The sequence below is a fragment of the Campylobacter concisus genome, from assembly GCF_902460715.1.
Classification (GTDB): Bacteria; Campylobacterota; Campylobacteria; order Campylobacterales; family Campylobacteraceae; genus Campylobacter_A; species Campylobacter_A concisus_AK.
Genome location: NZ_CABPUX010000003.1, coordinates 96,043 through 106,821, shown reverse-complemented (window position 1 = coordinate 106,821; position 10,779 = coordinate 96,043). Strand labels below are relative to the sequence as shown.

Sequence of the window (10,779 nt, the reverse complement as noted above, 5' to 3'; positions counted from 1 at the left end):
ACTCTTATAAATCCTGATGAGAGAAATCCTATGAAAACTAGCACATTTGGCTTTGGCCAGATGATAAAAGATGCCATTAGCAAGGGTGCTAGGAAATTTATCATAGGCATTGGCGGAAGTGCTACAAATGATGCTGGCGTAGGCATGCTAAGTGCTCTTGGCTTTAAATTTTATGATAGAAACGGCTATTTGCTTGAGGGTAAAGGTGAAGATCTAGCTCAAATTTGCGACTTTTCAGATGAAGAGGCACTAAAAGAGCTAAAAGAGTGCGAATTCTTAATCGCCTGTGACGTGGATAATCCACTCTACGGCCAAAAGGGTGCAGCCTACGTCTATGCTCCACAAAAGGGCGCAAATGGCCGCATGGTCAAGCAGCTTGATGATGGACTAAAGCACTTTGCTGGGCTTGTAAAAGAGAGATGGCAAGCAAATTTTACTCTGCTCGCCAAATTTATATCAAACTAGCTTATCTTTCTTATCTTTGCAGGAAGTGCTTGTCTAGCGCAAGTACCAACCAACCAGTCATTTAGGCTAAATTCGCCATTTCTTTTTGGATCAAGAAGTCCGAGCTTGTTGTGATTGACCCCTTTTTCTAAATTTGCTATCCCAAAAGCTGGCTTTCCATCGACGATGTGCGTTCTTATGCCAAACTCATCATGGCCAAATCCATGCTCTATGCTGATAACTCCGCTAGCAACGCCGTCAGTTACAAACGCCTCGCCAACTTGCGCTCCATAAGGCGTAGTCACTTTGACCTTATCGCCTGAGCGAATGCCCTGCTCGCTCGCCACATCTGGCGCCATCCTTATGAAGTTGCTAGGATGGACGGCTCTTAGCCTTGGGCTAACAAATGTGTAGAAGTGCTGGATATTTGACTTCCTTGAGCTTACTATGTATTTCCACTCAGAGCGTGGGAAAAATTTCTCAAGCGGCGTGCCGTCACTCGCGACTGGTAGCATCAGACTTGGCACTCCTGGCATATATTCGCCCGTTACCGAGTGTCTGTGTCCGCCAAGTGGCTCATAGTAGATCGAAGCTGGCGTAGGCGCTGGCACTTTTACGGTTGCTTTATCGCCCTTGTACGCGCTCTCGTAGCTATCATATCTGCCGCCTTTTGCTAGCACGTGCGCTACTTTTGGCCTCTCTTCGTCTTTTAGATAAGGATCAAGCTTTGTCATCACTCTTGATATCTTACTAAGCTTTTTGTCCTCGTCGCTTATATCTTTCACGCCCTCGCCGTCAAAGGCTAAATTTGCCAGTGCAGCTGCATAATACTGCTCTTTTACGTCAAGGTCCATGAAATTTCCGTCTTTATCTTTGAAGGCATTTTTGCCAAAGCCTTTTAGACCAAGCCTCTTCGCTACGGATATATAAAATGCCTCAACGTCGATCACGCCGCCATTTTTATCCTTTGCCTGCTTTGAGCTAACGGCTGGATAGCGCACGACTGAAGTTTTAGCGATCGTTCCCCAAAGAGAGTTTGGAAGTGCCCAGTTTTCTAAATTTACCCCGTCTGGCACGATGTAGTCAGCATAGGCGTTTGTCTCGTTCATAAAGGCGTCGATACCCACAAAAAGTGGTAAATTTTTACTATCTTTTAGTGTGTCTAAAACCGCTCTTTCAAGTCCAGCTTGGCCGTAAAGTACGTTTGTCATATAGTTTATGAAAACTTTTACTTTGTATGGATAGCCAGCCTTGTGGCTTGTAAGCGTTTCGTTTACAAGTGGCATAGAGATAGGATACCATGGCTGAGTTGATGGATAGCCGCTGCCGCCAGCTGCTACTTTGCGCTTATACTCAGAGCTTGTTTCGTAGTATTTGCCTGATCTTGATAAATTTAGACCATTTGGCTTATAAGCGCCCTCAAAACTCTCAAGGTCATATCTGCCCTTTAAAAACTCGTGTGTGCCGGCACTTGCATTGACGTTGCCGCCTTTATAGCCGTAAGTACCCATTAGCGTGTTTAGACAAAGGATCGCAAAAGTAGTCATACCAGCTTGCGTATGCATCATACCGCCATGCACGTTTGTGCTCACCTGTCTGCCGTTTTTGGTAAAATTTTCGCAAAGCCAGATGATATCTTCAACGCTAACACCACAAATTTTTGAGTACTCCTCTAGGCTGTGCTTATAAGCTGACTCTTTTAAAAGCTGCATTGAGCTTTTTACCTCGACTTTCTTGCCGTCTATTAAAATTTTGCCTTTGTAGTAGAGCTTGGCTGGTTCATTTACTTTGTAGCTTTGTATCTTGCCTTCTTGCGAGCAGACCTGCCACTCGTTATTGATAAGTGCAAATTTGCCGTAGTCTTTGTGGCCTTTTTCGGTGATGACTAGATGTGTGGCGTTGCACCAGTGTATCTCTCCTGCAAGTTTTGCTTGGTCTAAATTTGGCTGGATAAGGTAGTTTGTAGCATATTTTTCATTTTCTATGATCCAGCGTATCATTGCCATGGCTAGAGCTGAGTCGGTGCCTGGCTTTATCGCTATCCAGCGGCCTTTGTCTGAAGAGGCGTATTTTACAGCATTTGTAACGCTTGGGTCGACCACTGCATAGCTAAAGTCATCTCTAGTGCCTCTTGCGTAAGAGAGCATTTTTGCCTGTTTTTGGAAAGGGTTGCCACCATTTGACGGCGAAGTGCCCCAGTAGATAACAAATTTAGAGTTTTCATAGTCTGGTTTTGTGTGTGCAAAGCCCTTTGCGTTGTGCGTGATCTTACCACCAACCCTAAAGCCACCGCCGCAAATTCCGCCGTGTGAGTAGTGATTTATAGTGCCAAATGACTTTTTGACAAAGCGATCAACGATGTCAGAGCGTCCGTCGTATAGATAAAAGCTTAAAAATTGATTGCGCTTGGTGCCATACTCTGGGTTTTCGCTGTCGATTAGCTCGTCGCTATATATCGCTCTTAGCCCATCCACGTGCCCCTCACCAAAGAGATCTCCGCCCTCTACTACCTCTTCTACTAGCTGCTCAAAGCTTATGCTCTTCCACTTGCCCTCGCCCCTTTTGCCAACTCTTTTTAGTGGTGTTAGTATCCTTGCAGGCGAGTCTATCATCTCAGGCAAGATCGCCCCTCTAGCGCAAACTGTGGCACGCTTTTCATCTTCGCCGCTTAGTGTTGTGGCAAGCAAAGCGTCGTTTATCGATGTATCAAAATTTGCCCAGTGTACGTTTGATAGTGGGTGGTATGGGTTTCCGCTACATCTTAAAACTTTGTCGTTTTTATCATCTACGTGAAGTCTTATGCCACACTTTGTCGTACAGCCGTGGCACATTGAAAAGACAACGCTATGTCCGTCGTTAAGTGAAATTTTGCCATCTTTTACGCTAAATTCAGGCTCTAGTGAGTTTGACTGCGGTTTGTAGTCGTCTTTTTCGCCGTCTGCTAGCACAGCGCTTGCGGTTAGTGTTGAGAGTACGGCTGATCTTTTTAAAAATTCTCTTCTTTGCATTGCTTATTTCCTTTACTGTGCTATCTCTTCACTCCAGCTGATAACCTTTTGATATCCATTATCAAGCTCGAGTTTCTTATCGTTTTTAGCCAAAATTTCGCTGACGCCGTGGTAGAACACCTGTGGATTTGTATTTTTAGGACTATCGATGACCATAGTCTCATGTGTGGCTAGAAATTTTCTGATATTTGAGTTAGGATCGTTAAGATCGCCTATTATACGGCTACCGCCCACACAGCTCTCTACGCATGCTGGCTGAAGTCCCGCTCTTAGTCTGTGGTCGCAGAAGGTGCATTTATCGGCTTTGTAGGTATGCAAGCTAAGATATCTTGCGTGATATGGACAGGCCTCCACACAAAGCGCACAGCCTATGCACTCTTTTGTGTCGATCTTTACGATGCCGTTGCTTCTTTGATAGCTTGCTCCAGTTGGACAAACGTCGATACAGGCTGGCTTGTTGCAGTGGTTGCAAAGTCTTGGAAGTGACGCAATGACCGCCATTTTACCGCTTTTATCCTTTGCCTCGTACTCAGAGACGATGGTCCTAAAAGCACCTGGTTGAACATCGTTTTCCAACATACAGCTCATAGTACATGACTGGCAGCCAACACATCTTGTTAGATCTATCGCCATGCCGTAGCGAACGCCACTACCGCCAAAGTCCTTTGGTGCTGCCTTTAGCGCAGTCGTAGCGAAAAACAGTCCTGCAGCTGTGATGAAGCTGCGACGAGAGTTTAGGGTCTGTTGCATAAGAAATTCTCCTTTCTTTTTAGAAGTTTTTCTTATTTTAACATAGTAAATTTTTTTCTAAAGTTTATTTTATATTTTTGCAAAATGTATTAAATTTTGAGAATTTTTGTAGCACTTTGTGAGTAAAATTTGGAGGTAAATTTATAGAAAAAAAGATAGAAATTTAGCTTCTATCTTTTTTAAATTTATGCTTTGTGGTTTAGCATATAAAGGCGGATGACTTGCTCGGCGGTCATCTTTAAATTTCTAATGGCATTATCTTTTCGCATGGCTTCTTCAAGGCTCATTGGCTCATTTAGTATGCAAAAATACGCATCGATGCCGTGTTTGTGGCAGTCTTTGGCACACCTTTGCACGCTTCCAGCAAGCGCGATGACTGGCTTATGATGCCTCTTAGCTAGCTTTGCCACGCCTGTTGGGGTCTTGCCCATAGAACTTTGAAAGTCCATGCGGCCTTCGCCGGTTATTACTAGATCGGCCTTTTTTATCTCATCTTCAAGTGCGATGGTCTGCGTGATGATCTCGATGCCAGGCTTAAGCTTCGCTCCCAAAAATGCCACAAAAGCAAAGCCAAGTCCGCCAGCTGCTCCAGCGCCCTTTTGCGTGTGAAATTTAGTGCCATTTTTCTCTTTTACAAGGCTTGCAAAGTGCTTTAGCCCATCATCAAGTTGCTTTACCATGCGGCCATTTGCGCCTTTTTGTGGGGCATAGACGTAGGCTGCGCCCTTTTGTCCGTAAAGTGGATTATCCACGTCACAGGCGATTAAAAATTCACACTCTTTTAGCTCTTTTAGTGCCTCTTCATCTGAAAAGTCGCAAATTTGAGCTAGATCTTCACCTTTACCCTCAAGCAAATAGCCGTTTCTATCATAAAATTTAAAGCCAAGAGCACTTAGCATGCCTACGCCAGCATCATTTGTAGCACTTCCGCCAATGCCTATGATAAATTTCCTAGCACCCTTGCTAATGGCATCTTTTATCATCTGGCCAAAGCCAAATGTGCTAGTTTTCATAGGATTTCTCTCATCAGGATTTATAAGAGTAAGACCAGAAGCACTAGACATCTCAAGTATGGCAAGGTCATCTTTTAGAGCGTATCTAGCTAAAATTTCAGTGCCAAGTGGGTTTTTGACGATGGTATCTATAAATTTAGCATCAAGTGCGTCAGCCATAGCCTCCACGCTGCCCTCACCGCCGTCAGCTACTGGCTTTACGACGACGTCGCAAAAGTCTTCAAGGGCTTCTTTTATAGCAAGGCCCGCCTCAAGCGAGCTTAGCGAGCCTTTTAATGAATCTATCGCAACCAAAATTCTCATAAAAGCACCAAAGATAGAATATAAACGCTGATCATACCAACAATGCCCATGATAAATGTCATCGCTGTTTGTGTGCGGTATCCTTGATCTGCGGTCATTTTACTAAAGTTTGTCACGACCCAGAAGTAGCTGTCGTTTGCGTGAGATACGCACATCGCACCTGATGCTATCGCCATGACACAAAGTGCGGCTGAGATTTCGCTCGTAAAGCCAAGTGTGTGCATGAGCGAGTTGTCAGCGCTAAATGCGCCCATGATAGAGGCTGTCGTGATGATAGCCACAGTCGAGCTTCCTTGAGCGGTTTTTAGCACGGCTGAGATGATGAATGGGAAGAAAATTCCTATCGCTTTTATGGTTGAGGCATTTTCTTTGATGAAATTTACAAAGCCAGCCTCGGTAATGACGTTGCCCAAAACGCCGCCAGCTGCGGTGATAAAAAGTATCGGACCAGCGATCTTTAATGATTCATTTGTGATGTGATCAAATTCTCTCATCTTTTTAGTTTCAGCTAGTAAAAATACGCAAAAGATCACGCCGATCGCAAGGGCGATGATAGGGTTACCTAAGAATAAAAATATCTTTGGTAAGAGCGCAGCTTTATCAAGCATGCCTTGTTTTGCCAAAACATCTATCACAGAGCCAACCGCCATGAATATGATAGGCATGATGATAGGAGCAAGGCTCAAAAATCCGCAAGGCAATTTGCCAAATTTCTTTAAAAGCTCCTCATAGCTAGCTGTTATCGTAGCGTCAGCCTCTTTGTCGCTGATAGTTACGCTTTTAGCGATACTTTTTGAAAAGAAATAAACAGCTACCAAAACAGGTACTGAAACTACCGTACCCATGATGATGACAAGAAGTAAATTCCCTCCAAGTCCAAGTGTGCCAGCAGCAGCTATCGGGCCAGGAGTTGGCGGGATGAAAACGTGAGAAGCATATAGGCCGCCACTAAGTGCTACTGACATAGCAACTGGGCTTGCTGAAATTTTCTTATAAAGTGCCTCGCGGATAGAGTTTAAGACGACAAAACCGCTATCGCAAAATACTGGTATGCCAACAACCCAGCCCATTATAAGCATGGCAAGCTCAGGGCGTCTTTGTCCGACTAGCTTTACGACCATGTCAGCTAGCTTTAGCGCAGCTCCCGTTTTTTCAAGCACTGTGCCGATGATCGTTCCAAAGATGATGACGATGCCGATGCTCTTAAATGTGCCACTAAATCCAACGCCTATCATCGCTGGGATCTTGGATAGATCGATACCTGCGACGATTGCTAGCACCAAAGATATACTCATAAGTGCCAAAAATGGATGCACCTTGAACTTTGAGATCATAAGGATCATAAGGATGATTGCTATAACAAAACAGACAATCAAAGCTATACCGCTCATGAAAACTCCTTTATTGTGAGATTTTGCTAGTGATTTTAGCAAAATTTGCTTATATTTTTTCTAATATTTTTAAGTTTTTCTATTAGTTAAATTTTTTTCGTTATTTATCTAAAATTTACTTCATCTGCCCAAATTTAGCCACTTTATAAGATTAAATTTTTAAGGCTATTTTAAAATAACAAAGCCAAGACCAACCTTGTCAGTGTGCCTATCATAGTCAATCAAACTCTCGCCGTATCCTGTAAAATACTGCAAATAGCCATAAACGCCAGTTGAAAATATCGGAAACATATATGAAAGCTCGGCCGCGCCTTTATTTGTTTTATCAAAATGTAAGTTATTTCTTAGCATTAGGCTAAAAATTTGGTCATTTAGCTTGTAACTAAGCCTTAGATCTCCGTGTCCGATGTAGTTTAAAATTTCTTTATTGTCGTTCTTTTCGCCGATCACACTCCAAACTCTTGGCGAAATGGTTAAATCTCCATAGACGAAATCGCCTTGCACGTAGGCTCTGTTCCAGCTCCTTGAGTTGGTGCCATCTCGTCCGTTTGACTCATGCAAAAGTCCAAATTTTAGGTTTTTCACGCCTATTTGCTCTAGGTATTTTGGTGAGGCGAAATTTAAGAAAATTTCAGGCTGATAGTTTGTCTCACGAAACGGAGCTGAAGTTTTTGTTATCTGCCACCAAGAGGTTTGTGTATATGCTGCCACAAGGCTCTCTCTAAGACCAAAAACATCGTAAAATAGCGGCTTTGCAAGGCTTATTTGAAACTTCGTCTCAACGCTCTTTTGCCCGTCATCTGGGACAGTTTTAGCGTAAGTTACTGGCAAAAGGTAGTTAAATTTATAAAGCTCGATGCCAAGTGCATTTTGTGAATTTTTATCGCTTTTATCTCTTAAAAGATCAGCCTGCTTTAGCTTCGCATCATTTGGTGCTGGCTCGCTTGCTTGCACATTTTGCACCACTTCTTGCTCGCCTAAAGAGCTTTTGGCTAGCTCTTTATAAATTTGCATCGCACCCTTTATATCGCCACTTTGCTCAAGCTCCTGCGCCATTTTAAAGTCATCCGTCCTGCCTGCCATCAAAAATGTAAGACTAAGGCTTAAAAGCAATGTAAATTTACTCATTTTTCATCTTTTCATTTGCTATTTTGTACTCGTCTGGGAAATTTACGTTAAAAAACTGCTCTTTATCATCAAAATTTACTATCTTGCACTTGCAGTTTTTTCGTAAAAGTCCGATTTTGTGCTCATTTTTTAGGTAAAGCTCATGTGCAAGTGGGGCTAAGCTTGGGCTAAAAAAGCCACAAAGCGAGTGGATATGCTCATCATCACCAGCCACGACCATCTCAAATTCATCTTTAAATTTAGCCATCTCGCCAAGACTTTTTGGGTCAAAAAATGGCATATCAGCTGGGATGATAAAGACGCTATGATCAAAGCTTTTTAGCACGCAGTAAAGCGCTAACATCGGCGAATAATCCTCACTGCTCTCATCTTTTATGAGCTTTAGAGGCGGGTTAAATTTCTCAAATTTAGAGCTTACAAAAACCTCATCAAAAACTTTGCTAAATTTAGCAACCTGATAGTGCGTGAGTGTTTCAAATCCCCCAAATGGCAACAAGGTCTTATCCTGACCCATGCGCGAGCTCTTGCCACCTGCTAAAATGACGCAAGTTTGCATCTTTTATCCTTTTAAATTTCAAAAAATTACAAAAGTATAACCAAATTTTCTAACTCATCTTGTTTTAAATTTATTATCACTTAGCAAAGCTTCGCCCTTAAATTTGCAAAAAAGAGCGCTTTTGCCAAAACAATGGGCTACTTTTTAGCAGATAAAATTAATTTTTTTACCACGCTAATCATAAAGCTAAGAATAATATAATGGCTTACTTTTAAAGGAGATCACATGAGTGAAAGAAATTTACAAATTTTAGGTTGGATAGGCACGTGCTTATCGGTTGTTATGTATTTTTCATACATCCCACAAATAATGGGCAACCTTGATGGCAACAAAACGCCTTATATACAGCCACTAGCTGCTGCGCTAAACTGCACGATCTGGACAAGTTACGGCTTGCTAAAAGCTAAAAAAGACTATCCACTTTCTGCTGCAAACTTGCCAGGTATAATCTTTGGACTTTTGGCAACTATAACAGCGTTTTAATGCGCTAGCTTCAAACCTTTTGTGCTAAAAAATAGCCGATAAATTTGCAAATTTATCGGCTAAATTTAATTTATACAAACTCTTTAAATTTCTGTGATATTTCAATTTAAATCAATTTTACTTGTAAAAAGAATAAAGCATTTTTAGAAGAAATGCTTTTAAATTTTATTTGATTATATAAGTAAGCCTAGAGCGGTAAGATTTTAAGATAGATTTGGATGTTGTGACGAAATTTTCACACAAGATAAAACACATAGTTTATCGAAGTGTGAAAATTTCTAACTCATTCAAAGATACTTAAAAGCTAACGCCTATAAGTCCCTCGGATCGGCGATTTTACCTGCTATTGCTGAGGCCGCCACAACAGCCGAGTTAGCCAGATAAATTTCACTCGTTCTATCGCCCATACGGCCGACGAAATTTCTATTTGTCGTTGAGATGCAGCGCTCATTTGCGCCTAAAATGCCCATATATCCGCCAAGGCAAGCGCCACATGTTGGGTTGCTGACAACCGCTCCTGCTTCGATGAAAATATCTATAAGCCCCTCTTTTTCAGCAGCTCTTGCGATCTTTTGCGTCGCTGGAGTGATGATGAGCCTTGTTTTGCGAGCTACTTTTTTGCCTTTTAGGATCTGCGCTGCTATACGAAGGTCGCTTAGACGGCCATTTGTGCATGAGCCGATAAATGCTTGATCTATAGCTAGATCGTCGCTAACTGCCTGTCTTACGCTCTTGCCGTTACTTGGCAAAAATGGATATGCGATGACTGGATCAAGGGCAGTGACATCGATCTCTAAAATTTTGTCGTATTTTGCGCCCTCGTCTGAGTAGAAAAATTTTGGTTTATCACGTAAATTTTTATCTTTTAAAAACTCTTTTGTTATCTCATCAACCGCGATGATACCGCTCTTTGCGCCAGCTTCGATCGCCATGTTGCACATTGAAAATCTATCATCCATGCTAAGAGTGTCTATCACCTCGCCACTAAACTCGAGCGCCTTGTAAAGTGCGCCATCAACGCCTATTTGGCGGATGATCTCAAGGATGAGGTCCTTGCCATAGACGTGCTTATCAAGCTTGCCTTTAAAGACGACTTTGATGCTCTCAGGCACTTTAAACCAGTTTTTACCAGTAATCATCGCATAAGCTAAGTCGGTGCTACCCATGCCGGTGCTAAAGGCTCCAAGAGCGCCGTGCGTACAGGTATGGCTATCTGCGCCGATGATGACGTCGCCTGGGATGACTAGACCTTTTTCAGGCAAAAGCGCATGCTCGATACCCATATCTTTTTCGTCAAAATAGTTTTTAAGGTCGTGTTTGTAGGCAAATTCGCGTGAAATTTTGGCTTGATTTGCGCTTAGGATGTCCTTTGTCGGGATGTAGTGGTCCATCACGATGGCAAAGCCGTCTGGGTTAGCTAGCTTTTTAGCGCCACTTCGCTCAAACTGCTTGATCGAAATAGGCGTCGTGATGTCGTTGCCTATGATCATATCGATCTTGCTCTCGATGATCTCTCCTGCGCTTACCTCTTTGCCAACGTGATCTGAAAATATTTTTTCTGTGATGGTTTGTTTCATAAATTTCCTTTAAATTTTGGGGCGATTTTAACGAAATTTGTATAAAAAGATATTTAGCCAGCGCTTTAAATCACTATAAATTTGACAAAAAATTTATGCTAAAAATTCAGGACAGATAAGATTTAT

Annotated in this window: 8 protein-coding genes and 1 pseudogene; 2 read left to right on the top strand and 7 right to left on the bottom strand. The window is 42.4% G+C overall.

Annotated features, from left to right (window positions below):
• Positions 1-435: pseudogene (locus F3G91_RS09265) on the top strand (glycerate kinase); the annotation flags it as partial.
• 26 nt (positions 436-461) lie between these two features.
• On the opposite strand, the gene F3G91_RS09260 reads toward F3G91_RS09265, so the two are convergent.
• The 6 genes from F3G91_RS09260 to F3G91_RS09235 form a co-directional block, all read right to left on the bottom strand.
• Entirely contained in the window at positions 462-3,452 is a 2,991-nt protein-coding gene (locus F3G91_RS09260; RefSeq protein WP_149701394.1) for a molybdopterin dinucleotide binding domain-containing protein, read from the bottom strand.
• 12 nt (positions 3,453-3,464) lie between these two features.
• Positions 3,465-4,202, bottom strand: a complete 738-nt coding sequence (locus F3G91_RS09255) for a 4Fe-4S dicluster domain-containing protein (RefSeq protein ID WP_149701393.1) — start codon at positions 4,200-4,202, stop codon at positions 3,465-3,467.
• A 185-nt stretch (positions 4,203-4,387) separates the two neighbouring features.
• Entirely contained in the window at positions 4,388-5,518 is a 1,131-nt protein-coding gene (locus F3G91_RS09250; RefSeq protein ID WP_149701392.1) for a glycerate kinase family protein, read from the bottom strand.
• Positions 5,515-6,909, bottom strand: coding sequence for a GntP family permease (locus F3G91_RS09245; RefSeq protein ID WP_149701391.1), 1,395 nt, complete (start codon positions 6,907-6,909; stop codon positions 5,515-5,517). Before F3G91_RS09245 ends, F3G91_RS09250 begins: the two co-directional genes overlap by 4 nt.
• A gap of 165 nt (positions 6,910-7,074) precedes the next feature.
• Entirely contained in the window at positions 7,075-8,037 is a 963-nt protein-coding gene (locus tag F3G91_RS09240) for a phospholipase A (RefSeq protein WP_149701390.1), read from the bottom strand.
• Positions 8,030-8,593 (bottom strand): molybdenum cofactor guanylyltransferase, encoded by a 564-nt coding sequence (locus F3G91_RS09235; protein ID WP_021085296.1) that lies wholly within the window; start codon positions 8,591-8,593, stop codon positions 8,030-8,032. The genes F3G91_RS09240 and F3G91_RS09235 overlap by 8 nt, the downstream gene beginning before the upstream one ends.
• Before the next feature lie 225 nt (positions 8,594-8,818).
• Here F3G91_RS09235 and F3G91_RS09230 point away from each other — a divergent pair, with 225 nt between their 5' ends.
• The gene (locus tag F3G91_RS09230; protein WP_021085358.1) at positions 8,819-9,076 is read left to right on the top strand and encodes a SemiSWEET family transporter; all 258 of its coding nucleotides are present in this window, start codon (positions 8,819-8,821) and stop codon (positions 9,074-9,076) included.
• A 311-nt stretch (positions 9,077-9,387) separates the two neighbouring features.
• Here F3G91_RS09230 and leuC read toward each other — a convergent pair whose 3' ends face one another.
• Positions 9,388-10,653, bottom strand: a complete 1,266-nt coding sequence (gene leuC / locus F3G91_RS09225) for a 3-isopropylmalate dehydratase large subunit (RefSeq protein ID WP_149701389.1) — start codon at positions 10,651-10,653, stop codon at positions 9,388-9,390.
• Positions 10,654-10,779 lie beyond the last annotated feature (126 nt).